The sequence below is a fragment of the Rhodopseudomonas pseudopalustris genome, assembly GCF_900110435.1.
GTDB lineage: Bacteria > Pseudomonadota > Alphaproteobacteria > Rhizobiales > Xanthobacteraceae > Rhodopseudomonas > Rhodopseudomonas pseudopalustris.
This window is the reverse complement of sequence record NZ_FODT01000007.1, coordinates 143,509-169,918: the sequence shown is the minus strand read 5'-3', so window position 1 is coordinate 169,918 and position 26,410 is coordinate 143,509. Positions and strand designations below refer to the sequence as shown.

Here is a 26,410-nt window from a genome sequence, read left to right as displayed (position 1 = left end):
CGATCCAAGGCATGACTTTCAGCCGCCGCGGCCGATATGCTATCCGATGCCCCGGGAAGGCCCGGAATCCCTTCGGATGACCGCGAGAGTTCCCTGGGGATCGTGATGGCGGATGCTGAGCGACAGGACGGTCGAACGACCGGCCGTCCAATGGCCAGTGCGCATGTGCAAAGTACAGCGCAGCCGGTCAGCGGCCGGGCCGCCCGCGCCACATGGTGGCCCGAAGCGCTGGCCTTCGTGATTGTCCTGAGCGCTGCGATCGCCATCGCCGCTTGGATGTTCGCGGAGTACGCGCGCGCGCCGGATCTGCTGTGGCGCGTGTTCTATCATGACCGCAACTCGCATTACAGTTTCGGGCTCGACCTCGCATTGGCGATGCGTCATCTCGACCCCGCCTGGTTCTTCAGCGAGTTGGAAAAGGCCAAGGTGTGGCCGCCATTCCACGGGTTGGTGCTGAGCGTCGTCCTGCTGATCGGCGGCATCGACTATCGCCTCGGCATCGTGCCGAGCCTGACCGGTTGGGTCGCGACGATGGCCTTCGTCTGGCTGATCGCCCGCCGGCTGTTCGCCGACCGGATCGACGGACTGTTCGCCGCTGCAATCGCCACGACCCTGACCGCCGCCAGCCCCACCTTCCGGCTGATCAGCGCCGACGTGATGCTGGAAGGCCTCGGCGCCGGCCTCTCGGCTGCAGCGCTGTGGGCCTATCTGCGCGCATCCGCCACCCCCGACAGCGCCGCACGCTGGCGGCTGCTCGCGGTGATCCTCACCGCGCTGTTCTTCCACAAGGGCAATTACTGGGGGCTGCTGGTGGCGCCGATCGCGATCGCCTTCGCCTCCGAACACTGGCGCGCTACCGTCCGGGTTGCCCGCACGATTGGCCGGGTCCGGGTCGGCACTGCGCTCGCAGCGCTCCTCCGCCAGCCGCTGCTGATCCTCGCCGCGCTGGTGGTCGCGCTGGTCGCCTTCATCTACGCCCGCGGCCCGACGGCGATCGAACTGTTCGGGAAATCGGTGTCGCTGTATCCGCCCGAGAACCTGACGACGCTCGCCTATGCTTTGGTGTTTCTGTGGTGGACGTTGCTGTGGTGGCGACACAAGGAAGCGATCGACGCTGCGCTCGGCGTTCCCGGCCGCGCCATGCTGTACTGGCACGTCTCGCCGATCGCGATTTCGTTCCTGCTCCCGCACCGACTTTCGCGGTTCCTTTGGTTTGTCGGGCCAGCCAACAATCCCGATCCCAACGCCGGCCTGTGGCAGGGCGCACAGTTCTATTGGCAGGTGTTCGCCGACGGTTTCCACACCATGCCTTGGCTGGCGATCCCGGTTCTGGCCCTGGCGGTGATCGGTGCATTCGGACTTCCACGTCTCACGCCGGGCGCCCGCGCGGTGTTTCTGTTCGCGCTACTGGCCTGGGCCGGCGTGGTGATCCATCCGCAGCACCAGGGCCGGTTCATGTCGACCTGGGTGTTCGCGGTCTGGATCTGCTCCGGCGTCGGCGCCGGGCTGATCCTGGGCTGGATGCGGAACCTGTTGTCGCCTTGGGTGCGCGGCGTCCTTGCCATGGCCGCCGCCGCGTCGCTGCTGGTCGTCAATCTCGGCCACCCCATGCCGGAGGCTGCCTACACCTATGCGATCCACACCAAAACCGGCCCGAGCGACCTCAATCTGGTGCGCCCCTATCTGCCGGAGTTAGACGGCGCACGCGAAGTCGCGGTGTTCACCACCTTTGGAGGCAGCAAGCTGTTTGCGTGGGTGATCCGCGAGCATTGCCGTTGCAACCGGATCGTCGACGATCTGGTCCCGGCCAATCTCGGCTCGCGCGAGGAAGTCCGGCAGGTCATGACCGAGCGGATCGCCCGGTCGACCGCCGACATCATCGTCACCATCGACTCGCCGACCAGCCACTACCAGCTGCCCTCGGTCGGCTGGGTGTATTCCCGGATGGCCGGCATCCTCGACGCCATGGCCGAACAGACCCGCTTCGCGCGCGCGGCAACCTACGACCTGCCGGACGAACAGGCGCAGGCGACGATCTGGCGTCGGCGCTGAAACGCTTGCTCCAAGCCGTCGCACTGGAGCGTTTCGAGCGAAGTGGAAACCGGTTCGCGTGAAGAAAAACGCGTCAGAACAAAAAGCTAGAGCTCCGGTTCTGATCTATCAGAACCGGAAAAGCTCTGGAAAACGCTCAATGAGCTTCGTCCGTCAACGTCGGGCGACGTCGAGCAGATATCGGCCATAGCCGCTGTTCGCAATCGGCTTGGCGAGATTCTCGAGTTGCCCGGCATCGATCCAGTTCATGTGGAAGGCGATTTCCTCGGGACAGCAAATCTTGAGACCCTGCCGTTTTTCCAGAACGCGCACGAATTCGGCCGCATCCAGCAGGTTGTCAGGCGTCCCCGTATCGAGCCACGCAAACCCGCGGCCCATCCTTTCGACGCGAAGCTGCTTGCGTTCGAGATAGACCCGATTGACGTCGGTGATCTCGAGTTCGCCGCGCGCCGAAGGCGTCAGATTGGCAGCTATATCCACCACATGAGAATCATAGAAATACACGCCGGTCACAGCCCAGTTCGATCGTGGCGCGACCGGCTTCTCCTCGATCGAGATCGCCAACTGGTTTTCGTCGAACTCGACGACACCATAGGCGCTGGCGTCGCTGACCTGATAGGCGAACACGGTGGCACCTTCGCCATGGCTCGCCGCGCTTTGCAACAACGCGATCAAATCGTGGCCGTAGAAAAGGTTGTCACCGAGCACAAGAGCCGAGGGTCCGCCAGCCACGAAGTCGGCGCCAATGATGTAAGCCTGCGCCAGTCCCTCGGGGCGCGGCTGCTCGGCATAGCTGAACGACATCCCCCAGCGCTCGCCATCGCCCAGCAATTGCTGAAACCGCGGCAGGTCCGCCGGGGTCGAGATCACCAGGATCTCGCGGATGCCCGCCATCATCAGCGTGGATAGCGGATAGTAGATCAACGGCTTGTCATAGATCGGCAGCAGTTGCTTGGAGGCTGACACCGTCATCGGATGCAGGCGCGTTCCTGTTCCCCCTGCCAGAATGATGCCCTTGGAAACCCTGGTCATGTTGAAGCCTTTGGCTCAATGGCTGGCGCGCTGTGCGGCGAGAATCCGGTCGATGCAAAGCGGGAGCGGATCGGTCCAATTCGGGAGGCGGATGCCGTGACGTTCGGCGAGACGCGAGGTGTCGAGCCGGGAGTTGGCCGGGCGACGCGCCGGGGTGGGATATTCAGAGGTCGGAATCGGCTTGACGCGTGCTGACGGACCACCCGCGGCGGCCGAGTGAGCAAAGATTGCTTCGGCGAAACCGGCCCAACTGGTGTCGCCAGTGCAGCTCATGTGGAAAATGCCACGCAGTGCGCCATCGCTCGGGCGCGCTAACAAGTTGCGGGCCACCGCGACAACACAGTCCGCAATATCCAGGGCGCAGGTCGGCGCGCCCCGCTGGTCGCACACAACCGACACCTCGGCGCGACTGTCGGCGAGCATCAACATGGTACGGACGAAATTCTTGCCAAAGGGGCTGTAGACCCACGCCGTGCGCAGGATCGCGTGGTCAGGATTTGCGGCTGCAACAGCCTTTTCCCCGGCGAGCTTGCTGGCGCCGTAGACACTGAGCGGCGCCGGCGCATCGTCCTCGCGATAGGGCCGCGACAGGCTGCCGTCGAATACGTAGTCGGTGGACAGATGCACCACGGGGATGCCGAGATCGGCGGCGGCGGTCGCAACCGCGCCGGCGCCGGCTTCATTGATGCGGTAAGCCAGCTCGGCTTCTTTCTCGGCGAAATCGACCGCGGTATAGGCCGCGGCGCTGATGACCGCATCAGGCTGAGCAGCGCCGATCGCCTCCGCAACCGCAACCGGGTCCTGCAGATCGACGGCGGGACGGGCGATCGTGACGATCTCGATATCGGCAGGCGCACGCTCCAGCAGCGATTGGACCACTTGGCCGACCCGACCTGTCACTGCGAGGCGCATCGGCTACTCGAAAACGGGCGCAAGCGAGCGAAACGACGGCTGTCTCAAATCCTTGTCGGACAGAACCGCCTCGTCAGACCTGATCGGCCAGTCGATCGCCAGATCCGGATCGTCCCAAGCCACCCCCAGATCATGCGCCGGGGAGTAGTAGCTCGTGACCTTGTAGAGAACGTGGGTATCCGGCTCGAGTGTGCAAAAGCCGTGCGCAAATCCGACAGGAACGAGCAGTTGCTTGCCATTCTCCGCGGACAATTCCTCGGCGACCCATTTACCGAATGTCGGCGAGGAGCGCCGCAAGTCGACGGCGACATCCAGGATGCGGCCACGCAGGACGCGAACCAACTTGGCCTGAGCTGCCGGCGGGCTTTGGAAGTGGAGGCCACGGATTGTACCCGCCTCCGCCGAAAACGATTGGTTGTCCTGGACGAACTCGAACGAAATGCCATGCTCGACAAAGCGCCGGTGATTGTAGGTCTCGCAGAACGTCCCGCGCGTATCGGCAAAGCTCTTTGGAACGACGACCTTGACGGCCTCGATGGCGGACGGCGTGACAGTAAGCACAGATGTCCTCCTTAGGCTGCAGTCAGACGGTGATGCCGAGGCGCTCGCCGCGGTACGCACCGGAGCGGACCCGTTTCCACCAGCCCATATTGTCGAGATACCATTGAACTGTGTGGCGCAACCCGGTTTCGAAGGTATGGCGCGGCTTCCAACCTAGTTCGCGCTCGATCTTCCTTGCGTCGATGGCATAACGCAGATCGTGACCCGGCCGGTCGACCACAAATTCGATCAGCTTCTCGCGTGGACCGATCGCTGCGTCGGGCGCGAGCTCATCGACGATCCGGCAGATCGAGCGAACGACCGACATGTTGGTGCGCTCGTTGTCTCCGCCGATATTGTAGCTTTCACCGACGCCTCCGGTTTCGGCAACGAGCAGCAGCGCCTCGGCATGATCCTCCACATGAAGCCAGTCGCGAACATTCTCGCCGGTCCCATAGACCGGCAGCGGCTTGCCTTCCAGCGCATTGATGATCATCAGAGTAATCAGCTTCTCCGGAAACTGATAGGGACCATAGTTGTTCGAGCAGTTGGTCATCACCATCGGCAGGCCGTAAGTATGATGCCAGGCGCGCACCAGATGGTCGGATCCGGCTTTCGAGGCTGAATAGGGCGAATTCGGTCTGTAGGCCGTCTCCTCATTGAAAGAGCCGGACGGTCCAAGCGATCCAAACACCTCGTCGGTCGAGACATGGTGGAAGCGAAAACCAGTCTTGCGACCAGCCGGCAGCGAGCGCCAATGGTTTAGGGCCGCCTGCAACAACACGAACGTCCCGACAAGGTTGGTCTGGACAAATTCATCGGGACCGTCAATCGACCGGTCGACGTGACTTTCGGCTGCGAGGTGCATCACGATGTCGGGCGAAAACTCCGCGAAGACCCGGCGCATGGCCTCGACATCAGTAATGTCGACCCGTTCGAAGCTGAACTTCGGACTGGCCGACACCGGCGCAAGCGATTCCAGATTTCCGGCATAGGTCAGCTTGTCGACGACAACAACCTCATGATCGCTGGTTTCGATCAGTCGACGTACGACGGCCGAACCGATGAAGCCCGCGCCGCCCGTAATCATGAATTTCTTGGTCATTGACTCGAGTGCACCAGCTACCAGTCTACGCCCCAGGGAGTTGCCGGTGCTCCAGCAACCAGTGAGCCATCCGCGGCCCGCTGCACCAAGCAAGGATCATCCAAGGGAAAAGAATTAAGGCACCGGCAGATGAGCCAGACCCTCGCGACGATAACGTCCCACACCATAGCTCAGCTCATGCTGTGATGCAGCAACAAGCTTCCACAGCCGGCTGGAAAGCCCCTCGGCCAAGTGCAGAATCAGACGCGTCCTGAAGCACGATTGAGGTAATCAAGCGCGTCCCGATCCTCCCTCCTTGCGCTCAAGCCCATTTTCCAGACTAAAATAGTCGCATATCTTCGGCAACCCGCCTGTAGTAAATTCAGGGAAAGCGATAAGCTGCGGGATAAAGACCGCGGCAGGTAAAGCGCGGAAAGCGCTAGGAGCATCCCGCCACCACACAGCAATGCTGTGGCGAAAGGCGCTCGGGGAGGAACGGTTTGGAACACGCGTTGGAAGTGCGCAATGTGTCCCTGCGCTTTGGCGGCGTCCGCGCGCTGAGCGAGGTCAGCTTTGCCGTAAATGACGGCGAATTGTTTTCCATCATCGGCCCCAATGGCGCCGGCAAAACCTCGATCGTCAACTGCATCTCCGGCCGCTACCGGCCGACCGAAGGACATCTGTTCTATCACGGCCGCGATATCACCGCGCTGAAGCCGAACGCCCGCGCCCCGCTCGGCATCGGCCGCACCTTCCAGAACCTCGCCCTGTTCCACCACATGAGCGTGCTCGACAACATCATGGTCGGGCGCCACCATTTGCTGAAGAACAACTTTTTCACCGGCGCGCTGTACTGGCTCGGGGCGCGGCGCGAAGAGCTCGAACACCGCCACAAGGTCGAGGAGATCATCGACTTTCTCGATCTGCAGTCGGTGCGCAAGGCCACCGCGGGCACCCTCTCCTATGGCCTGCGCAAGCGCGTCGAACTCGCGCGCGCGATGGCGCTGGAGCCGAAACTGATCCTGCTCGACGAGCCGATGGCCGGCATGAACTTCGAAGAGAAGGAGGACATGGCCCGCTACATCGTCGACCTCAACGAAGAGTTCGGCATGACCGTCGTGATGATCGAGCACGATATGGGCGTGGTGATGGATATCTCCAACCGCGTCGTGGTGCTGGATTTCGGCCGCAAGATCGCCGAGGGCGACCCGGCCGAGGTGCTCGCCGATCCGCACGTCAAGCGCGCTTATCTCGGTGAGGAGGACGAAGTGCTGGTCGATCCCGACGATGCGCCGGACCATCCGCCGATTGCGGAGCGCGTGGCATGATCGACTACGCCGGCCGCGTCGCGCAAGCCGACACATTCCCCAAGCTGCTGCGTCTCAATGCCCGCGAGTTCGGCGGCGAGATCGCCTTGCGGGAAAAGGACCTCGGCCTCTGGCGCGTCTTCAGCTGGGCTGACTACCAGACCCGGGTCCATGATTTCGCGCTGGGAATGCTGGAACTGGGGCTGACCCGCGGCGACGTCATCGGCATCATCGGCGACAACCGGCCGGATTGGGTGGCGGCGGAGATCGCGACCCACGCGATCGGCGCAATGAGCCTCGGGCTGTACCGCGACGTGCTCGACGAGGAGGCCGCCTATCTGCTGACCTACGGCGCGGCAAAGCTGGTGTTCGCCGAAGACGAGGAACAGGTCGACAAGCTGCTCGGCCTCGCCGACCGGGTGCCCAACCTGGAGCATATCGTCTATTCCGATCCGCGCGGCATGCGGAAATACGACGACTCGCGGCTGATTCCGGCCGACCGGCTCGCCGCGATGGGGCGCGACCGCGCCGCCCGCGAGCCGGGGCTGTACGACAGGCTGGTGGACGCGACGCAAGGCGGGGACGTCGCGATCCTGTGCACGACCTCGGGCACGACCGCGCATCCCAAGCTCGCAATGCTGGCTGCGGGACGCATTCTGAAGCATTGCGCGACCTATCTCAGCTTCGACCCGAAGGGGCCGGAGGACGAATACGTCTCGGTGCTGCCGCTGCCTTGGATCATGGAGCAGGTCTACGCGCTCGGCAAAGGGCTGTTGTGCCGGATGAAGGTCAACTTCGTCGAAGAGCCCGACACGATGATGAACGACTTCCGCGAGATCGCGCCGACCTTCGTACTGTTCGCGCCGCGGGTCTGGGAAGGCCTTGCGGCGGATGTCCGCGCGCGGGTGATGGACGCCTCACCGCTGAAACAGCGGCTGTACGAGACCGGCATGAAAGCGGGGCTCGCCGCATTGGCGGAGGGCAAACATTCGGGCTTCGCCGACGCGGTGCTGTTCCGCGCGCTGCGCGACCGGCTCGGGTTCACGCGGCTGCGCTCGGCGGCGACCGGCGGCGCGGCGCTCGGCCCCGACACTTTCAAGTTCTTCCGCGCGATGGGCGTGCCGCTGCGCACGCTGTACGGCCAGACCGAACTGCTCGGCGCCTACACCTTGCATAGGCCGGATGAGGTCGACCCCGACACCACCGGTGTGCCGATGGGACCCGAGATCGAGATCAAGGTCGAGAATCCCGACGTCCAGGGCATCGGCGAAATCGTGGTGCGCCACCCCAACATGTATCTCGGCTACTACAAGAACGAGGAAGCCTCGGCCGCCGACATGAAGGACGGCTGGATGCAATCCGGCGACGCCGGCTATTTCAACGCCAAGGGCCAGCTCGTCGTCATCGACCGCATCAAGGATCTCGCCGAGACCTCGCACGGCGAAAAGTTCTCGCCGCAATATATCGAGAACAAGCTGAAATTCTCGCCTTACGTCGCCGAGGCCGTGGTGCTCGGCGCCGGGCGCGAGCGGCTCGCGGCGATGATCTGCATCCGCTACTCGATCATTTCGAAATGGGCAGAAAAGAAGCGGATCGCCTTCACCACCTATTCCGATCTGTCGTCGCGCCCCGAGGTCTACGAGATGCTGCGCAGCGAGGTCGAGACCGTCAACGCGACGCTGCCGGCCGCGCAGCGGATCTCCCGCTTCCTGCTGCTGTACAAGGAACTCGACGCCGACGACGGCGAATTGACCCGCACCCGGAAGGTCCGCCGCACGGTGATCAACGAGAAGTATGCCGACATCATCGACGGCATCTACGGCGGCAAGAGCGACATCCCGGTCGACACCGTGATCCAGTTCCAGGACGGCACCACCCAGCGCATCCGCACCTCGCTGAAAGTGGTCGACCTCGGCCTCCCCGCCCATGCGGAGGCGGCGGAATGATTGCATCGCTTCATGCGGCAGAGCCGATGACTGCGCCCTCTCCCCTTGTGGGAGAGGGCGGCCTCGGGGCCCGCCGCGGGCCCAGCCGGGTGAGGGGTCGTGCGCATCTTGATCGCACCCCCCTCACCCGCCCTCGCTTCGCTCGGGCACCCTCTCCCACAAGGGGAGAGGGAAAGACAACCTCATCCGCTTTCGGTTATCCCGCATGAATTCCCAGCTCCTGATCCAGCTTCTGGTCAACGGTCTCGTGGTCGGCACGCTTTACGGCGTGGTCGCGATGAGCTTCGTGCTGATCTACAAGGCGACCCAGGTCGTCAATTTCGCACAGGGCGAATTGCTGCTGATCGGCGCATGGGTGTGCTGGACGCTGCTCGCCAAATACCAGGTGCCATTCTATTTCGGCATGCCGATCACGCTCGTCTTCATGTTCGCGTTCGGCATCGCGATTCAGATCGTCATTCTCCGGCCGATGATCGGCGAGCCGATCATCTCGGTGATCATGGTGACGATCGCGCTCTCCACCGTGTTCCAGGCGGCGTTGAAATGGATCTTCGGCGTCAGCCCGCAGCCGTTCCCGCAGATCTTCACCAGCCAGTCGGTGTCGTTCGCCGGGCTGCAGATCCAGACTGTCTACGTCATGAGCCTGGTGGTCTCGATCGCGATGATGATCGGCATGGCCTGGTTCTTCCGGGTCTCGAAATACGGTCTCGCGATGCGCGCCACCGCGTTCAACCAGCAGGTGGCGCAATCGCTCGGCATCTCGGTGAAGAGCGTGTTCGCGATGGCCTGGGCGATCTCGGCGACTGTCTCCGCGGTCGCGGGCGTCGTGGTCGCGGTGGTCAACGGCGTGTCGTCGGGCCTTTCGGCCTACGGCATCAAGGTGTTTCCGGCGGCGATCCTCGGCGGTCTCGACTCGATCGGCGGCGCGGTGCTCGGCGGCATCATCATCGGCCTCCTCGAAAATCTCGCCCAATACGTCGACAGCGAATATCTGCACTGGGGCAATCTTTACGAGATCGCACCGTTCTACGTGCTGATCATCATCCTGATGATCAAGCCCTACGGACTGTTCGGCACCAAGGACATCGAGCGCATTTAGGCATCATCGCCGAAAAGCGGACACCGGTTTTCGGGCACGACTGTGCCCAGACACAAAGGGGCGTTGGAATGACTTCATTCAAGAGTGAGCGTCGGTAGCGCCCCATGGCCAATACGTCACTGATTCCCGCCGGCGATTTTCGCACCACATACGCCGCCGACACCACGATCTTCCCGACCAGGACGAGCCGCAATGCGGCGATCGTCGGCGTGATCCTGATCTGCTTCGCGCCGCTGGTGCTGAGCGGCTATTGGCTGAGCGTGCTGATCCAGATCGGCATTTTCGGCATCGCCGCGCTGGGCCTGAACATTCTGGTCGGCTTCACCGGGCAGATTTCGATCGGCCACGCGGCGTTCTTCCTGCTCGGCGCCTACACCTCGGCCTATCTCAACAACACTCTGCCGATCCCGGTGTTTTTCACGATCCCACTGGCGGGCGTAATCACCGCGCTGGTCGGCCTGGTGTTCGGCCTGCCGGCGGCGCGGCTGAAAGGGCTGTATCTCGTCATCGCGACGCTGGCGGCGCAGTACATCCTGATCGACTTCTTCTCACGCGCCGAATGGTTCTCCGGCGGATCGGTGCCTGCTTCCGCGAATCCGTTCTCGATCTTCGGCTATACGCTGCGGGGGGATAAATCATATTTCTACGTCGTGCTGGCCTATCTCCTGGTCAGCTATCTGCTGGTGACCAATCTGATGCGGACCCGCGACGGCCGGGCGCTGGTGGCGGTGCGCGACCACTATCTCTCCGCCGAGATCATGGGCATCAACCTCACCAAATATCGCACGCTGTCGTTCGGCCTCGCCGCGTTCTTCGCCGGCATCGCCGGCGCGCTCTACGCCCACTATCAGCTCGTGGTCTCGAACGAAGGCTTCGGCATCGAGCGTTCGATCCTGTTCCTCGCGATGATCATCATCGGCGGCATCGGCTCGATCAGCGGCACCTTGATGGGCACCGCCTTCGTGGTGCTGCTGCCGGAAGCGATGGAATGGATCAGCATGGAACTGAAAGGCGGCGCGATCGACCGCGTGCTGCAGCTCAACAACAACCTGACCTTCCTGCGCGAGATCGCGATCGGCCTGATCATCATTGCATTCCTGGTGTTCGAGCCTGACGGGCTGGCGCATCGCTGGCGGCAGATCAAGGCGTACTGGAAACTCTACCCGTTCTCGCATTGAGGTTGGAACGGGGAATGCACGACGAGACCTCACAAAAGACGACCGGAGGACAACAACCATGACGATGAAAACCCTACTGAGCACGGCGTCGCTGGCGCTCGTGATCGCAACCGTCTCGGCGACCGCGCAGGCGCAGATCGCGATCGGGCATCTCGCCGACTATTCGGGCGGCACCTCTGATGTCGGCACGCCCTACGGCCAGGCCGTCGCCGACACCTTCGCATGGGTCAACAAGAACGGCGGCGTCGCCGGCAAGCAGCTCAATGTCGACAGCAACGACTACGGCTACCAGGTGCCGCGCGCGATCGCGCTGTACAAGAAGTGGTCCGGCGGCGACAAAGTCGCAGCGATCATGGGCTGGGGCACTGCCGACACCGAAGCGCTGACCGGGTTCCTCGCCCAGGATAAAATCCCCGACATGTCCGGCTCCTACGCCGCCGCTTTGACCGACCCTGAAGGCACCAGCGGCAAGGCCAAGCCCGCACCCTACAACTTCTTCTACGGCCCGAGCTATTCCGACGCGCTGCGCGCCGAGCTGATGTGGGCGGCGGAGGACTGGAAGGCCAAGGGTAAGTCGGGCGCTCCGAAATTCGTGCATATGGGCGCCAACCATCCCTACCCCAACGCGCCGAAGGCTGCAGGCGAAGCCCTCGCCAAGGAGCTCGGCTTCGAGGTGTTGCCGCCGCTGGTGTTCGCGCTGGCGCCGGGCGACTACAGCGCCCAATGCCTGAGCCTGAAGAGCTCGGGCGCCAACTACGCCTATCTCGGCAACACCGCGGCCTCCAACATCTCGGTGATGAAGGCCTGCAAGGCGGCCGGGGTCGACGTGCAGTTCATGAGCAACGTGTGGGGCATGGACGAGAACGCCGCCAAGACCGCCGGCGACGCCGCCGATGGCGTGATCTTCCCGCTGCGCACCGCGGTCGCCTGGGGCGGCAATGCGCCCGGCATGAAGACTGTCGAGGAAGTCTCGAAGATCTCCGACCCGACCGGCAACGTCTATCGTCCCGTGCATTACGTCGCGGCGGTGTGCTCCGCGCTGTACATGAAGGAGGCGATCGAATGGGCCGCCAAGAACGGTGGCGCCACCGGCGAGAACGTCGCCAAGGGCTTCTACCAGAAGAAGGATTGGGTGCCGGCCGGCATGGACGGCGTCTGCAATCCCTCGACCTGGACCGACAAGGACCACCGCGGAACGATGAAGGTCGATCTGTATCGCTCGAAAGTGACGGGACCGACCGATGGGGACATCAAGGACCTGATCGCCAAGGGCACGATCAAGCTCGAGAAGGTCAAGACCGTCGACCTGCCGCGCAAGCCGGAATGGTTCGGCTGGTGAGCTGAAAAATGCGGCTGGAAAAAGCCTGAGCAACAGTGCGGTGCCGCCGCCGCTTAGAGCCGCGGCGCCGCAACATCACCAACCGTCATCCCCGCGCATGCGGGGATCCAGTACGCCGCAGCTTCTCGTTCGAAGAACGAACACTCTGGAATACTGGGTCCCCCGCTTTAGCAGGGGATGACGTCGGTAAACGGGGCCAGCATCAGCCTCGCTCAAAACAACATGACGCCCAAGACGATCAGGACTGTCCATGACCGAAGCCGCCGCACTCGATCGATCGCAGGCCGCCACCCCGGTGCCTGCCCCGCTGCTCAGCGTCAGGAACATCGAGGTGGTCTATGACGATGTCATTCTGGTGCTGCGCGGACTGAGCCTCGAGGTTCCGCAAGGCGCCATTGTGGCTCTGCTCGGCGCCAATGGCGCGGGCAAGTCGACCACGCTGAAGGCGATCTCCGGCCTGCTGAAAACCGAGGACGGCGAAGTCACCCGCGGCGAGATCGTGTTCGACGGCGAGCGAATCGACGGCACCGACCCCGACAAGATCGTCCGCCGCGGCATCTTCCAGGTGATGGAGGGGCGGCGGATCATCTCGGACATGACTTCGCTCGAGAATTTGCGGCTCGGCGCCTTCACCCGCAGCGACCGCAAGGTCTCCTCCGATATCGAGATGGTTTACAATTACTTTCCGCGGCTGAAGGAGCGCACCGGCCTCGCCGGCTATCTCAGCGGCGGCGAACAGCAGATGCTGGCGATCGGCCGTGCGCTCATGGCCCGGCCGAAGATGATCCTGATGGACGAACCCTCGATGGGCCTGTCGCCATTGCTGGTGAAGGAGGTATTCTCGATCATCAAGCAGATCAACCGCGACCTCGGCGTCACCATCCTGCTGGTCGAGCAGAACGCCCGCGCCGCCCTGTCCGTCGCGAGCCACGGCTACATCATGGAACAGGGCAAGGTCGTGCTCGACGGCACCGCCGAGGAACTGCGCGACAACGAGGATGTCAAGGAATTCTACCTCGGCGGCGCCGGCGATCAGCGCAAGAGCTTCAAGAATCTGAAGAGCTTCAAAAGACGGAAGCGGTGGCTATAGGGCTCTCCCATCTCGGGTTCCCGGATTTGTGGAACCCTTGTCGCGCGGCGACTGCGGTGGGACCATAACGCGCCAGTTCAGCTCCAGCGCTTGATCTGGATCGATCGCACCGGCGGCCCTGCATCCCCCCCTGCAACTCGCGGGAAATCCAGCAAAAACGGCCAGACAGCGCCTCTCGATCCTGCTAAGAGCGGGTCCGTATCGTCCGGACGCCCGTCATGCACCCACAACTCCGCCGACTTTCCGACCTGCGCGTTTCAAGGTCGCTCGCGTCCAAGATGGTCGCGTTCGCCAGCATCGGCGTCGTCAATACGTTCATCGACCTCGGCGTCTTTGCCCTCGCCTACAAGGTGTTCGAACTCCCGATCGTGCTTGCGAACGTGCTGGCGTGGCTGGTGGCAGCGTCCTGTTCCTACGTGATGAATACGATGATCACCTTCCGCGTGGAGTCGGGGCGTGTGCTCAAGAGGAAGGACTATCTGAGCTTCGTGGCGTCCGGGCTGCTGGGGCTGATCGCAAACACCACGACATTGGTCGTACTGTCGGCCTATGTTCCCGTATTCACCGCAAAGCTGGTTGCGATCGTCGTCAGCTTCGTGGTGAACTTCTCGATGTCACATCTCGTCGTCTTCCGGCGGAAGCCGGCACACGGGGCGGATGGATAGACCGCACGACCGGCAACGTCGAAGGCCGGCGGGCGCGGGCAGGCTTGATCCGCCTCCAGCCCAGCTCGTCGCGCCGTTTCCGGGATCTCCTCGGGCGGCCGCCCGTGCAGAACATGACATCGACTTGTTGAATCTGGTATGTTTGATCGCGATGAAACTAGGCTGGTCCGGTCGTGTCGTCCTGTCGCCTCAACCTATGCGTTGCCACAAATGATAGCCATCGTTGACTACGACGTCGGCACGGTCGCGTCCGTGTCCAACATGCTGCGAAAGGTCGGCGCGAAGGCAACGATAACCCGAGATCCGGACATCCTCCGCGCGGCAGACAAGCTCGTTCTGCCAGGAGTGGGCTCGTTCGATGAAGCGATTTCCAATCTTCGCCGATTGGAGCTGTTCGATCTGCTCAACGAACTGGTTGTCGAACAGCAGAAGCCGATCCTCGGCATTTGCCTTGGCGCCCAGTTGGTCGCGAACGGGAGCGAGGAAGGGACCCTTCCTGGTTTCGGATGGATCGATGCTCAGATCGTGCGGTTCAAAGCTGCGTCCAATACCCAGCTCCGAATCCCCCATATGGGCTGGAACACGATCACTCCCACACGCCCGGGCATCGGCATTTTCACCGATGCGCCAGATCCAATGCGGTTCTACTTCGTGCATTCGTACCATATGTTGCCTGCATCCTCGGACGACGCTCTCGCCACCACCGACTATGGTTACAGGTTCGTCAGCGTGATGGGACGGAAGAACGTGCTGGCGATGCAGTTTCACCCCGAGAAGAGTCACAAGTTCGGACTGCAGATTTTCAGGCAGTTCAGCGAGAGTTTCGTCGCGTGCTGAAGACCCGCGTCATTCCCTGCCTGCTGCTCCGCGATCACGGCCTCTACAAGACCGTGAAGTTCAAGGATGCCAAGTACGTCGGCGATCCCATCAACGCAGTCAAAATCTTCAACGACAAGGAGGTCGATGAGCTGATTTTGCTCGACATCGGCGCTACTCCCAACAAGCGTGAACCGAATTTCGAGCTGATCGGCGATATCGCTGGTGAGTGCTTCATGCCGTTAACCTACGGCGGCGGCGTGAACTCCCTCGATCAGATTCGCAAGTTGCATCGGCTCGGCGTCGAGAAGATCTCCTTGAACACCGCCGCCTTCAAGGACAGACAGCTGGTCAAGGAGACCTGTCACGTGTTCGGCAGCTCCAGCATCGTGGCTGCCATCGACACCAGGAAGACGCTGTTCGGCCGCCATGAAGTCTGGATCGAGGGCGGAACCGTGAATACCAAGGAAGACCCAGTCCGATACGCCGAGGAACTCAACAGGCTCGGGGTCGGCGAAATCCTGGTGAATTCGATCGATCGCGACGGCACCGGTAGCGGCTATGACATCGACCTGCTGAAGAAAATCTCCGCGGCGGTCGACGTCTCGATCATCGCATGTGGTGGCGCGGGTTCGCTGAAAGACATGCAGGCTCTGGTCCAGCAGGCACAGATCCCGGCGGTCGCGGCGGGAAGCATGTTCGTCTTCCATGGCAAGCATCGCGCGGTGTTGATCAGCTATCCGACGCAGAAGGAACTGGAGCAGTTCCTGGCTTGATCGACGTGCGTGATAGCGTTTTCGAGCGAAGTGGATGCCGGTTCGCGTCGCGAGAACGCGTCAGAACAGAGAGTTTGGAGCTGCGGTTCTGATTCGATCGGAGCCGGAAAAGCTTAAGCCGGCGATATCAATGTGGAGCGATACGCTGCGATCAGGACGCAGCGCCTTCGCCTTGCGCCAGTAACAGGGCGACGATGGCGGCGCTGGCCTGACCATTGCCGTAGGGCGTCGCTCCGGTGTCTTCGGGAACGAAAGAATCGCGAGCTGCTGCGACGATGGCGTCGCTGTGCGGACCCACCACCTTGTTCCAGCCCAGCGCAACCGTTTCAACCCATTCGGTTTCGTCGCGCATGGTCACGCAGGGAACCCGATAGAAGTAGGCTTCCTTCTGAACGCCGCCCGAATCAGTAACGATGGTCCGCGCCGACTGCTCCAGAGCAACCATGTCCAGGAACGGCAGCGGATCGACGACCGTCAAGCCTTCCAGTCGTCCAGCCAGGTCATGCTGCGCCAACAGCCTCCGCGTGCGCGGATGCAGAGGCAACACCACCGGCATGTCGCGCGCCAGTTCGGCGAGCGCAGTCATGATCTGCGCCAGCCGTTCACGATCGTCGGTGTTCTCCGCGCGGTGGCAGGTCGCGAGAATAAAGCGTCCTGCGTCGAGGCCGAGACGTTTCAAGATCTGGCTGCGGTCGCGTGCACGTTGTCCGGACGCAAGCGCGACGTCGTACATCACATCGCCGACATTGTAGACGGACTTCACGATGCCTTCCGCCGCGAGATTTTCGACGGCCGACGCGGTCGGGCACAACAACAGGGACGACAACCTGTCTGCGACGATGCGGTTGATTTCTTCCGGCATTCGCATGTTGAAGGATCGCAGGCCGGCCTCGACATGCGCGACGGGGATATGAAGCTTAGCCGCCGCCAGCGCGCCAGCCAGCGTGCTGTTGGTATCGCCGTAAATCAAGACCCAGTCCGGCTTCTCTGCCAACAGCGTGAGTTCGATCGCCGCCAGCATTTGCCCGGTCATGGCGCCGTGCAACCCGCCGGATATCTCGAGTTGATGGTCGGGCTCCGGAATATCGAGCTCGTCGAAGAACACCTTCGACATATTGTCGTCGTAGTGCTGCCCGGTATGGATCAGGACCTCGGTCACGCGGCCGGAATACTCGCCGCGAATCGCGCGCGATACGCCAGCCGCCTTGATGAACTGCGGACGCGCTCCGACAATGGTGGCGATCTTCATTGCGTCGGTTTCGTTGTCGGCGGGGCGTCGGACGACGGCGATCGATCGCCATCCTGCGCTTCGGCGGGCCGACAGGCGGCGTGGTCGATGTCATAAGCGCGATCGCAGCTCTCGCACCTGATCCGGCCGGTCGCCTTCGGCAACTGCACACCGCAGACGCACATCCATCCGAGCCGGCGAGCCGGCACCCCTGCCATCAGGGCGAAGGCCGGGACGTCGCGGTTTACGACCGCACCGGCGCCGACGAACGCATAGCTTCCGACCGTGACTCCGCAGACGATTGTCGAATTGGCGCCGAGCGTGGCGCCTTTACGGACGAACGTCTCGCGGTACTCCTCCTTGCGGGAGATCGCCGAGCGCGGATTGTAGACGTTGGTGAACACCATGCTCGGACCGCAGAACACGTCGTCCTCGATCCGCACGGCGTCGTAGACCGAAACGTTGTTCTGAATCTTGACGTTGTTGCCGATGGTGACGTCGTTCCCGACGAAAACGCCTTGCCCCAGCGAACAACTGCGACCGATCCGGGCGCCGCCGCAAACATGAACCCAGTGCCAAACGCGGGAGCCGTCACCGATCTCGGCGCCAGGATCAACGATCGCACTCGGATGGATGGTGACACTCATCTCAAAAATCCAGCGGCAGCGGGATTCGCCGTCCGTCCCGCGCCGACAGATACGCGGCAATCAGGACTTCGAGCGACCGCAAGCCCGCACGGCCGTCGGTCTCCGGGTCGGCTTCGCCGCGCAACACCTTGATGACATTGTCGTAGTACAGCGGGTGCCCGAACCCATAGACCGAGGTGGTCGCATAGCTTGCGGCGTTGATTTCGGCGTCATCCGGATCCGGCTCGGCGAATTCCCAATGCTGGATCTCGTTGACGGCAAGACCGCCGACCCGAACGGTGCCCTTTTCCCCAAGGATGGTGATACTGCCTTCAAAGTTCTTCGGATATGAAAGCATCGTCACGTTGACGGAGCCAAGCGCGCCGGAGCGCCACCGCACGCCGATGACACCCGAATCTTCCACCTCGATGTTGCGCGCCAGGGTGGCGGTGTAAGCCTGCACGCTCTCGATCGGACCGATCAGCCAGTCGAGCAGATCGATGTAGTGGCTGGCCTGGTTCATCAGCGCGCCCCCGTCGAACTCCCACGTCCCTCGCCACTTGGCGCTGTCGTAGTAATCCTGCGGGCGGGTCCAGAACACGTTGATGTTCACCATGTAGACCCGGCCAAATCGACCCTTTTCCATCGCGCGCTTCAGCAGCTGAAGCGTCGAATTGCGGCGGTTCTGCTTGACCACAAACAGGCGGACACTGGCATCGTCGCAGGCTTTCACCATGCGCACCCCATCGTGCCACCGCGTCGCCATTGGCTTCTCGGTCACGATGTGGCGGCCGGCTGCGGCGATTTCGATCGCGTGCTCGGCGTGCAAGCCGCTCGGCGTCGTCAGCGAGAAGACATCGGCGTCGGAATTTTCCAACAGATCGCGCAAATTCGAATAGGGCGTGGCGCCAGTGGTTTCCGCCGCGGCCGCCAAAGACTTGGGGTCAATGTCGCAAACCCCGACGATCTCGGCGCGATCCTGGTGTTTCTTCAGCGCCATGAAGTGGTTTTGAGCGATCCTCCCGCATCCGACGAGCGCAAAGCGGATTTTCCGGTCGGTGATGTTCGGGGGATACTGGCGCATCTTCAGGCCTTGATGATGTGATCGGCGGGCTCACGGAACTTGCCGCGGCAATCCACGAGCAACTGTGAGTTCAATCCGATCAGGTCATAGTCGAACTTGTCGTGATCAGTCGTCAACAACACGCAGTCGAAGTCCTTGAGACTATCGGCCGTGAGCTGAACGCTGGACAGCGAAAACTGGTGCTGTCGCATCTTCGGGAACACCGGGATATGCGGATCGCTGTAGGCGATCGACGCTCCCAGATCGCGCAGCTTTTCCATGAGGAACACCGACGGCGACTCGCGCATATCGTCGACGTTCTTCTTATACGCGATCCCGAGGATCAGAATCTTGCTGCCGTTGATCGACTTCCTGCGCGAATTCAGTCCGTCCGCGACCTTGGCGACGACGTAGTCGGGCATCGACGAATTGATCTCGCCGGCAAGCTCGATGAAGCGCGTATGCATGCCGTATTCGCGCGCCTTCCAGGTCAGGTAAAACGGGTCGATCGGGATGCAATGGCCGCCGATGCCAGGCCCGGGGAAGTAGGGAACGAAGCCGAATGGCTTGGTGGCCGCGGCGCGGATCACCTCGTGGATGTCGATCCCCATCTTGTCGGCAACGATCTTCATCTCGTTGACGAGGCCGATATTGACCGACCGATGGATATTCTCCAGCAGCTTGGTCAGCTCGGCCGCGCGCGTCGAGCTGACCGGCACCACCTTGTCGATAACACTTCCGTACAGCGCCAGACCCACCTCGAGGCAGCCAGGTGTATGTCCGCCGCAGACCTTCGGAATGGTCCGGGTCGAGAAATTCTGGTTTCCGGGATCCTCGCGTTCGGGCGAGAACACCAGGAAGATGTCGCTCCCGACAGCGAGGCCCCGCGCCTCGATCCGCGGCTTCAGCTCTTCGTCGGTTGTGCCGGGATAGGTCGTACTCTCCAGCGAGACGACCATGTCGCGGTGCAGATACGGCACCAGCGAGTCGGCGGTGTCGAGCACAAAGCTAAGATCAGGTTCGCGGTACTTGTTGAGCGGCGTCGGCACGCAGAGGATCAGGGCATCGACCTCGGCGGCTCGCGAGAAGTCCGTCGTCGGCTCGAAACCGGCCGCCACCGCCTTCCTGATGCTCTCCGCCGAGATATGCTCGATGTAGGAGTCGCCACGGTTGATGATGTCGATCTTGTCCTCGTCGATATCGAAGCCGATGACCTTGTATCCGACCTCGCAGTAACGGAGAGTCAGTGGCAGGCCGACGTAGCCCAGACCGACGATGCCGATGACGGCCTTTCTGGACTTGAGCTTGTCGATCAGGTTCGATTTCATTTGCCGGCTCGCGATGTTCTGACGGATTCGAACGCCATTCGGACGCTTGATCGCTCGAACGGATGCCCCTGCCCAGCCTGGATGCAGGGCGAAGCCGTGCCGTTCTGTATAAGGGCCGAAGCCCGTAGGTCAACATATGCCGAACTGGCAAATTTTATACGCTAGAACCACCAGTATTGGGAACGAGGCTCGGTCAAACGACCTGGACCGTCGAATCGATCCGCCACCCAGCTCTCAAATAGCGACCGCGTCCCTGATGGTAAAGACCTGCGTCGCGCGCGGCAACGGCAGTACCAGCGGCTTCTCGCACCGGGCGAGTTCGACCAGCCGCCCCGTTCAATCGTTCAAGGGGGGCTGCGACGCCGCGCAGTGTCGAGTTGCGCGAGGCGGCCGACATCGCGATCAGCAATCAGTTGAAAATCGACGGAGGTACTGCAATCCGCGACGTCGAACAGTCCCCGGTTGGATTTGCCCGAACAGATCGGCTGAGGCGATATCCGGATCTGGCTCGCCGTCCAGAGTACGGTCTCGTCGGAAAAATGATCGAGGCGAAATCGGCGATGCCGGGCCCCACCCCGAGCAGCTTCCTTTCTTTCCGAGGACAGAGATCTGCCTCGCACGTGTCCTTGGGACGTGGGCCGTTCGCGGCCGCCCCTTGTCGAGGTCCCGTCATCGGCGAGCCGAAATGCCACGGCCTCCACAGCCCTTGCCGATCGTAAGCACGTTCGGATAAGTCTGAAAAGAGCAACCAAAACCGGCGCGGATGCCGTTGGTGTAGTTCATCCGGGCGCCCATCCGCGGTTCGCTGTTAGGCCGGCGCCGAGGGCCTGCACATCGAGGCACACCTCGCTGCCACGGACAACTCAGGACCGGGCACGAGACCTGAAGGAATAGATCGCGCATGGCGCCGCAACGGCAATCGCGGCCAGCGCTCCGAACAGCATCCCGACATAATCAGGCGGCCCGTATCGTTGAATTGGCAGCTGAATAGCGAGCGATACTGCGACTGCCGAAGCCAGCAGCAGCAGGAATCCTAGATATCGTCGTGCGCCCAGCCCGGAAAGGACAAACACCGCGAACAAATAGCTCACATGGTACGCGATCTGGATCGCCACGTAAGCGCGTGCGACGGCGATCTCCGAATAACCGTTGTTCAGGAGCAAGATCACCGTCAACAAGGAGGCGATATCGAATGTCGCCTGGATTCCCAATGCGTACTGCTGCTTGCTTCGAACCTCGAAGATCCGCTCGGGCCAACTTGTAAACAGTGCGAGGAACGCCATCGGCATCAAAATTGATGCGTACTGCCCGGCTTCCCGCCAGTTCTCCCCAAAAATCAGGGCGAACGCCAACGGGCTCCAAAACCACGCGAAGACGAACAAGGGCGCCATCCCGCACGCGATGCCGCGTAACAAGCCGAGCATCAGGCTCTCGAAGGCCGGCGTGCCGATGCTGGTTGCAGCCTCCTTGTAGAAGACTTGGCTAAGCGAGGACGACAGAAAGCTGATCGGGACCGTCAGAACCGTACGCGCCAGGCCGTAAAATCCAGCAGCCGACAGGTGGCCCGTCGCGGTGAACGCGAGAACCAAAAACTCCTTCGAAACAGTTCCGAACAGGCTGTACGGGACGTTGAATATTGGAAACTGGCGGTAGCGGCTCGCAGCCTCACGAATCTGCCGCCAGTTCAATGCGCCCCGCGCAGCGAACGCATAGCGCAGCAAGATCGCAAGACCTGCGACGGCGCCGAACTGACCCGCGAGACGCCCCACAACGAGACCGTTCTGCATCATCGCAAACGCCGCAATCAGGATCGAGAAGCCTGCTGTCCCACCTTGTTGAAGCAACAACCCGCTCGCAATCGCCCGATAGGCTCTATGACGATTGGCGACGCAATTCAGGATCTGGGTCGACGCCATCAACAACGCCAGGACAGGAACAGACCACCACAATGGCGCGAGCGGTCCCAAGAGCCTTTCCACCGACGAAGGCAGCAGCCATGGCAAAACGAAAGCAGCGACCGCGAAGGCGACCGCGGTTCCCATGGCAATCAGCGTGAGATCGGCCGCCTCGGCCTCACTCTTGGGAAGCACAATGGCAAGCTCGTAGCGCAGGGTCGATATGATCGACAGAATGGCGGCAGCGGCAGTGACGGCTGCGAAAACACCGAAATCCGCCGGTTGATAGAGCCGCGTCAGAACTGGCGCAGCCAGCAACGCCAGCGCCTGCGCCAAGGCGGTCCCGCCCATCAAGATCGCGGTATGGCGCAGGAATGGAATTGAAATGGTCATGATTCGCGAATATTCCACCGTCACTTGTAAATCGACGTCGTGACCGTTATAGCAATTCCACCCGGTCTTGCAGCAACCCTTCGGCCCATCACCGATAATTTCCGGTGTTGTTGGTGAGCTTGGCGTCGGCTTGAAGTCCCAGGCGAGCGCACTTAGCAGTTTGCTTGATGCCGAGCCTCATGGGGGTCGCAGCTATAGACGCCGTCGCAAACCACCGCGGTCGAATTGAGCGTCAGACATCAGTCTTCGGAAGCGAGAAATCTTCGTGCAACAGTATCAGCAGTGCATCCGTTGCGTCATGGATACGAGCGATCCTGAGATCACGTTCGACCCGCAAGGCGTTTGCAACCATTGCCGCAAGTTCGAAGAGGAGACGCGGCTCGGATGGTTTCCCAACGAGATCGGCGCCAAGAAGTGGGCCGCGACCTGCGAGCAGATCCGTCTTTCCGGAAAAGATCAAGAGTACGACTGTATTCTGGGCCTCAGTGGCGGGGTCGACAGTTCATACATGGCACTGAAGGTGAGGGACTGGGGCTTGCGCCCGCTGGTGGTGCACGTCGACGCCGGATGGAATAGCGAGCTCGCCGTCGCGAACATCGAAAAGATCGTCAAGCACTGCAATTTCGATCTCCACACCCATGTCGTCGATTGGGAAGAGATGCGCGACCTGCAGTTGGCTTACCTGAAAGCAGGCGTCGCCAACCAGGACGTTCCGCAAGACCACGTTTTCTTTGCAAGCCTGTATCACTTCGCGACCAGCAACAACATCCGCTACATCCTCAGCGGAGGCAACCTGGCGACCGAAGGCATTTTTCCGGAAGCCTGGCATGGCAGCGCGATGGACGCGATCAACCTCAGGGCAATTCACGCAAAGTATGGCGAACGAAAGCTGGAGACTTACAGCACCATCGGATTCTTCGACTACTACTTCTGGTATCCGTTGATCAAGAAGATGCGCACCGTCCGCCCGCTCAACTTCATGCCCTACGACAAGCAGCTCGCCATTCGCGAACTCGAGCAGATCGGCTGGCGCGCCTATCCACGCAAACACGGCGAGTCACTGTTCACAAAACTGTTTCAGAACTACTACCTGCCGACCAAGTTCGGCTACGACAAGCGCAAACCGCATTTCGCCAGCCTGATCGTATCCGGTCAGATGACTCGTGACGAGGCGCTGGCGAAGCTGCAGGAGCCGCTTTACGATCCGGAAGAGCTCGAGACCGACATCGAGTATTTTTGCAAGAAACTCAGGATTACTCGCGAGCAATTCGACAGCTATCTGACCGCCCCATCGCATCATCACACGGATTTCCCGACCTGGGAGGCCCGCCACAAGCTGCTGAAGAAAGTGCAACGCTTGATTCAGCGCGCGATCGGCCGGGAAGTTAAAGTGTATTCTTGACCTGACGATGAACAAACATCAGCTGATACAGCTCTCTACCGTCCATCCACGGAATGATATCCGCATCTTCGTCAAGCAGGTGCAGACCTTGCATGCCGCGCTCGACGCAGACGTCGCTCTTGTCGTTGCGGATGGGCTCGGCGACAGTCTCGGGACTGGCAGTGCCAATGTTCACGATCTTGGAAAACTGCCGGAAAGTCGATTGCTGCGCGCCATCCACGGTAACAAGCGCGCTTTTGATTTCATTCGCCGGACTAAACCCCGTCTTGTGCACTTTCATGACCCCGAGCTGATTCCGTTGGGTCTCGTCCTTCGTGTTTTTGGACACGAAGTGATCTACGACGTCCATGAGGATGTCCCACGACAAATAATGAGCAAGCATTGGATCCCGGTCGTGTTGCGGTGGCCAGTGGCCAAGGCAATTTCAGCGATGGAATGGCTGGCCGGCAGGTTCTTCAACGGAATTGTACCCGCTACTTCGACCATTGCGGCTCGGTTTCCTCTCGAGCGGACAGTCATCGTTCAGAACTTTCCAATCCAGTCTGAACTGGTTCTCGCAACACCGCAACCATACAACCAAAGGCCTCAAGCGTTTGCCTATGTCGGCGCGCTCACTGACATCCGCGGCGTCAAGGGCATGGTGCAAGCGCTCGATCATTTGAAAGATCGACCTGACGCACACTTGGAGATAGCTGGGGCAATCAGCCCGGCAGGTCTGGCCGCCGAATTGCGCGAACTGAGCAGCTGGTCCCGTGTGAGATACCGCCAATCTCTCAATCGGTCCGAAGTTGCTCAATTGTTGGGGGGCGCGAGAGGCGGACTCGTCCTGTTCCATCCGATGCCGAACCACATCGATGCTCAGCCCAACAAGATGTTTGAATATATGTCAGCTGGACTACCTGTTGTGGCCTCTGATTTTCCCCTGTGGAGAGAGATCATCGACGGCGCAAAATGCGGTCTGCTTGTCGATCCTCTCGACCCCAAGGCGATCGCCGATGCGATGCGCTGGATTCTCGATCATCCCGAACAAGCAGAAGCCATGGGCAGAAACGGGCAGGCCGCCGTTCGAAACAAATACAACTGGGATCGCGAGTCGAAAACGCTGATTGATTTCTATCGGACTTTGTTAAAGAGCAAGAATTAAGGCGGCTGAATGGGCGCGCTTTGCTGGCATGGATCGTCCCCGCGCCGACCACAGACGGGCGTACAGGCCGTCACGACTGTCCTGTCGAAAAGCCTTTGCCAGCAAGGGTTGATCGAAAGGCAACCGGCATCTCCGATCAACGCTCCCGGAAGGCTCGGTTGAACTGGTCGCTCATCGGCTTCAGCAGATAGGATGCGGCCGTCCGCTCCTGGGTGGAGATGAAGACCTCCGCCGGCATTCCGGGCACCAGGCGAAGGCCGTGGATCAGCGCAGCGGCTTCGTCGGTCAGTTGCACATAGGCGATGTAGCTCTCCTGGCCCGTCGCCGGATCGCGCGCGGGCGCGGGCGAAACCTGTGCGACGCGGGCCTGTAGCTCGGGCGTCGTCGCGCGGCTGAATGCCGACAACCGGACGCGCGCGGGCTGCCCCTCACGGACCTGATCAATATCCACCGGCGCGATCTTGACCTCGAAGCGCAGCGCGGCGTTGTCGGGAACGATCGTCGCGATCCGCGCTGCCGGCGTGATCACGCCACCGACCGTGAACACGAACAGCTCGTTGACATAGCCGGCGATCGGCGCCTTGATGTCGGTCCGTGCGAGCCGATCCTCGATTGCCACCCTTCGCTCACTGAGTTCCGCGATTCGCGCGTCGACCGTGCGTAGTTCGCGCTGCGCCTCCGTGCTGGCATTCTGATCGACTGCAATGATCTGCAGCCGGATCTCGGTGGTGCGCACCTTGGCCCGCGCGATGCCGGCGGCGATCTCGCCGCGCTCGCCGAGAATCCGCGCCCAGTCGCGCTGCACCGAATAGACGCGGGCGTATTCCACGATCTTCCTGTCGAATAAGCCGAGCAGTTTCTCTCTTTCGGCACTGACCAGCTTGATCTCCTCTTCCTTGGCCGCCAGCCGCGCCTCCATGCCGTTGATCTCCTCGCCCGTCTGGCCGACGCTGAGCTCGAGCTGTTCTTTCTGGCTGTCCCGGGTCAGTTTGTTGCCGGCAAACAGCCGCCGTTCGCCGACCATCACAGTCTCCGACGTCGTGCTGAGCCCCGTGAGTTCCGAAGGAAAGTCGATGGCGGCAAGATTGTCACGCTCGGCGGTCAGCCGCGCACGCCGTCCCAGGGCTTCACTCAACTGCGAACGGACGATCAACAGTTCGGCCTTGATCTGTACGTCGTCGAGCGTCGCCAGCACCTGCCCCTCGCGGACGAAATCGCCCTGGCGCACGGCGAGCATCTTGACGATGCCGCCATCTCGATGCTGGACCTCCTTGAGGTTCTGATCGACTTTCACCGCGCCGGATGTGATCACAGCGCCTTCGAGCTTTGCCAGCGCACTCCAGCCGCCGCAGCCGATCACCAGCAACGCGACCAGCGAAACGCCGCCGAGGACACGCGGCCAAAGCCGAAACGGCTTGTCTTCGCTCGTTGCCCCTGACTCTTTAGGGCTCACGGCAACCGGGACGAACTCGCTGGAATCGACATGTTTCATAAC

22 protein-coding genes are annotated in these 26,410 nt (G+C 61.6%); 12 read left to right on the top strand and 10 right to left on the bottom strand.

Features of this window, described 5'->3' with window-relative positions; genetic code table 11:
* Nucleotides 1–150 precede the first annotated feature (150 nt).
* Nucleotides 151–2,052: a glycosyltransferase family 39 protein gene (locus BMY71_RS15200; protein ID WP_244526069.1), complete on the top strand. Its 1,902-nt coding sequence runs from the start codon at nucleotides 151–153 to the stop codon at nucleotides 2,050–2,052.
* A gap of 153 nt (nucleotides 2,053–2,205) precedes the next feature.
* Here the strand turns inward: BMY71_RS15200 and rfbA are convergent, their stop codons facing one another.
* Genes rfbA through rfbB form a run of 4 tightly spaced genes read right to left on the bottom strand, consistent with a single transcriptional unit; the run spans nucleotide 2,206 to nucleotide 5,641 of the window.
* A complete protein-coding gene (gene rfbA, locus BMY71_RS15195) occupies nucleotides 2,206–3,084 on the bottom strand; it encodes a glucose-1-phosphate thymidylyltransferase RfbA (protein WP_092684819.1) in 879 nt (292 codons plus the stop codon).
* Nucleotides 3,085–3,099: 15 nt separating this feature from the next.
* Nucleotides 3,100–3,996: a dTDP-4-dehydrorhamnose reductase gene (rfbD, locus tag BMY71_RS15190; protein ID WP_092684817.1), complete on the bottom strand. Its 897-nt coding sequence runs from the start codon at nucleotides 3,994–3,996 to the stop codon at nucleotides 3,100–3,102.
* Nucleotides 3,997–3,999: 3 nt separating this feature from the next.
* On the bottom strand, nucleotides 4,000–4,557 hold the full coding sequence (rfbC, locus tag BMY71_RS15185) for a dTDP-4-dehydrorhamnose 3,5-epimerase (RefSeq protein WP_092684815.1): 558 nt from the start codon (nucleotides 4,555–4,557) through the stop codon (nucleotides 4,000–4,002).
* Between the two features lie 22 nt (nucleotides 4,558–4,579).
* Entirely contained in the window at nucleotides 4,580–5,641 is a 1,062-nt protein-coding gene (gene rfbB / locus BMY71_RS15180; RefSeq protein ID WP_092684813.1) for a dTDP-glucose 4,6-dehydratase, read from the bottom strand.
* 479 nt (nucleotides 5,642–6,120) lie between these two features.
* Here rfbB and BMY71_RS15175 point away from each other — a divergent pair, with 479 nt between their 5' ends.
* The 9 genes from BMY71_RS15175 to BMY71_RS15135 all read left to right on the top strand — a co-directional run bounded on the left by BMY71_RS15175 (nucleotide 6,121) and on the right by BMY71_RS15135 (nucleotide 15,836).
* Complete coding sequence (locus BMY71_RS15175) at nucleotides 6,121–6,948, top strand: ABC transporter ATP-binding protein (protein WP_011501991.1); 828 nt, start codon at nucleotides 6,121–6,123, stop codon at nucleotides 6,946–6,948.
* A complete protein-coding gene (locus tag BMY71_RS15170; protein WP_092684811.1) occupies nucleotides 6,945–8,873 on the top strand; it encodes a long-chain fatty acid--CoA ligase in 1,929 nt (642 codons plus the stop codon). The genes BMY71_RS15175 and BMY71_RS15170 overlap by 4 nt, the downstream gene beginning before the upstream one ends.
* A 205-nt stretch (nucleotides 8,874–9,078) precedes the next feature.
* On the top strand, nucleotides 9,079–9,972 hold the full coding sequence (locus BMY71_RS15165) for a branched-chain amino acid ABC transporter permease (protein WP_011501989.1): 894 nt from the start codon (nucleotides 9,079–9,081) through the stop codon (nucleotides 9,970–9,972).
* Between the two features lie 104 nt (nucleotides 9,973–10,076).
* Complete coding sequence (locus BMY71_RS15160; RefSeq protein WP_092684809.1) at nucleotides 10,077–11,150, top strand: branched-chain amino acid ABC transporter permease; 1,074 nt, start codon at nucleotides 10,077–10,079, stop codon at nucleotides 11,148–11,150.
* Between the two features lie 58 nt (nucleotides 11,151–11,208).
* Nucleotides 11,209–12,489, top strand: a complete 1,281-nt coding sequence (locus tag BMY71_RS15155; protein ID WP_092684807.1) for an ABC transporter substrate-binding protein — start codon at nucleotides 11,209–11,211, stop codon at nucleotides 12,487–12,489.
* A gap of 250 nt (nucleotides 12,490–12,739) precedes the next feature.
* The gene (locus BMY71_RS15150; protein ID WP_092684805.1) at nucleotides 12,740–13,579 is read left to right on the top strand and encodes an ABC transporter ATP-binding protein; all 840 of its coding nucleotides are present in this window, start codon (nucleotides 12,740–12,742) and stop codon (nucleotides 13,577–13,579) included.
* A 218-nt stretch (nucleotides 13,580–13,797) separates the two neighbouring features.
* A complete protein-coding gene (locus BMY71_RS15145; protein WP_092684803.1) occupies nucleotides 13,798–14,244 on the top strand; it encodes a GtrA family protein in 447 nt (148 codons plus the stop codon).
* A 138-nt stretch (nucleotides 14,245–14,382) separates the two neighbouring features.
* A complete protein-coding gene (gene hisH, locus BMY71_RS15140; RefSeq protein ID WP_244526068.1) occupies nucleotides 14,383–15,081 on the top strand; it encodes an imidazole glycerol phosphate synthase subunit HisH in 699 nt (232 codons plus the stop codon).
* Nucleotides 15,075–15,836, top strand: a complete 762-nt coding sequence (locus tag BMY71_RS15135) for an AglZ/HisF2 family acetamidino modification protein (protein ID WP_092684799.1) — start codon at nucleotides 15,075–15,077, stop codon at nucleotides 15,834–15,836. The genes hisH and BMY71_RS15135 overlap by 7 nt, the downstream gene beginning before the upstream one ends.
* Nucleotides 15,837–15,987: 151 nt before the next feature.
* On the opposite strand, the gene wecB is transcribed toward BMY71_RS15135, so the two are convergent.
* From wecB to BMY71_RS15110, 5 genes are all read right to left on the bottom strand, one after another.
* The gene (gene wecB / locus BMY71_RS15130) at nucleotides 15,988–17,085 is read right to left on the bottom strand and encodes a non-hydrolyzing UDP-N-acetylglucosamine 2-epimerase (protein WP_092684797.1); all 1,098 of its coding nucleotides are present in this window, start codon (nucleotides 17,083–17,085) and stop codon (nucleotides 15,988–15,990) included.
* Nucleotides 17,082–17,711 (bottom strand): acyltransferase, encoded by a 630-nt coding sequence (locus tag BMY71_RS15125; RefSeq protein WP_092684795.1) that lies wholly within the window; start codon nucleotides 17,709–17,711, stop codon nucleotides 17,082–17,084. The genes wecB and BMY71_RS15125 overlap by 4 nt, the downstream gene beginning before the upstream one ends.
* 1 nt (nucleotide 17,712) lies before the next feature.
* Complete coding sequence (locus BMY71_RS15120; protein WP_092684793.1) at nucleotides 17,713–18,774, bottom strand: Gfo/Idh/MocA family protein; 1,062 nt, start codon at nucleotides 18,772–18,774, stop codon at nucleotides 17,713–17,715.
* A 2-nt stretch (nucleotides 18,775–18,776) separates the two neighbouring features.
* Complete coding sequence (locus BMY71_RS15115; protein WP_092684791.1) at nucleotides 18,777–20,081, bottom strand: nucleotide sugar dehydrogenase; 1,305 nt, start codon at nucleotides 20,079–20,081, stop codon at nucleotides 18,777–18,779.
* Nucleotides 20,082–20,944: 863 nt separating this feature from the next.
* Nucleotides 20,945–22,393 (bottom strand): lipopolysaccharide biosynthesis protein, encoded by a 1,449-nt coding sequence (locus BMY71_RS15110; protein ID WP_139202651.1) that lies wholly within the window; start codon nucleotides 22,391–22,393, stop codon nucleotides 20,945–20,947.
* A 241-nt stretch (nucleotides 22,394–22,634) separates the two neighbouring features.
* Between BMY71_RS15110 and BMY71_RS15105 the strand changes: the two genes are divergently transcribed.
* Nucleotides 22,635–23,771, top strand: coding sequence for an N-acetyl sugar amidotransferase (locus BMY71_RS15105; protein ID WP_244526067.1), 1,137 nt, complete (start codon nucleotides 22,635–22,637; stop codon nucleotides 23,769–23,771).
* A gap of 7 nt (nucleotides 23,772–23,778) precedes the next feature.
* Nucleotides 23,779–24,915, top strand: a complete 1,137-nt coding sequence (locus tag BMY71_RS15100) for a glycosyltransferase (protein WP_092684785.1) — start codon at nucleotides 23,779–23,781, stop codon at nucleotides 24,913–24,915.
* A 136-nt stretch (nucleotides 24,916–25,051) separates the two neighbouring features.
* Here the strand turns inward: BMY71_RS15100 and BMY71_RS15095 are convergent, their stop codons facing one another.
* Nucleotides 25,052–26,407 (bottom strand): HlyD family type I secretion periplasmic adaptor subunit, encoded by a 1,356-nt coding sequence (locus BMY71_RS15095; protein WP_092684783.1) that lies wholly within the window; start codon nucleotides 26,405–26,407, stop codon nucleotides 25,052–25,054.
* Nucleotides 26,408–26,410: the final 3 nt, after the last annotated feature.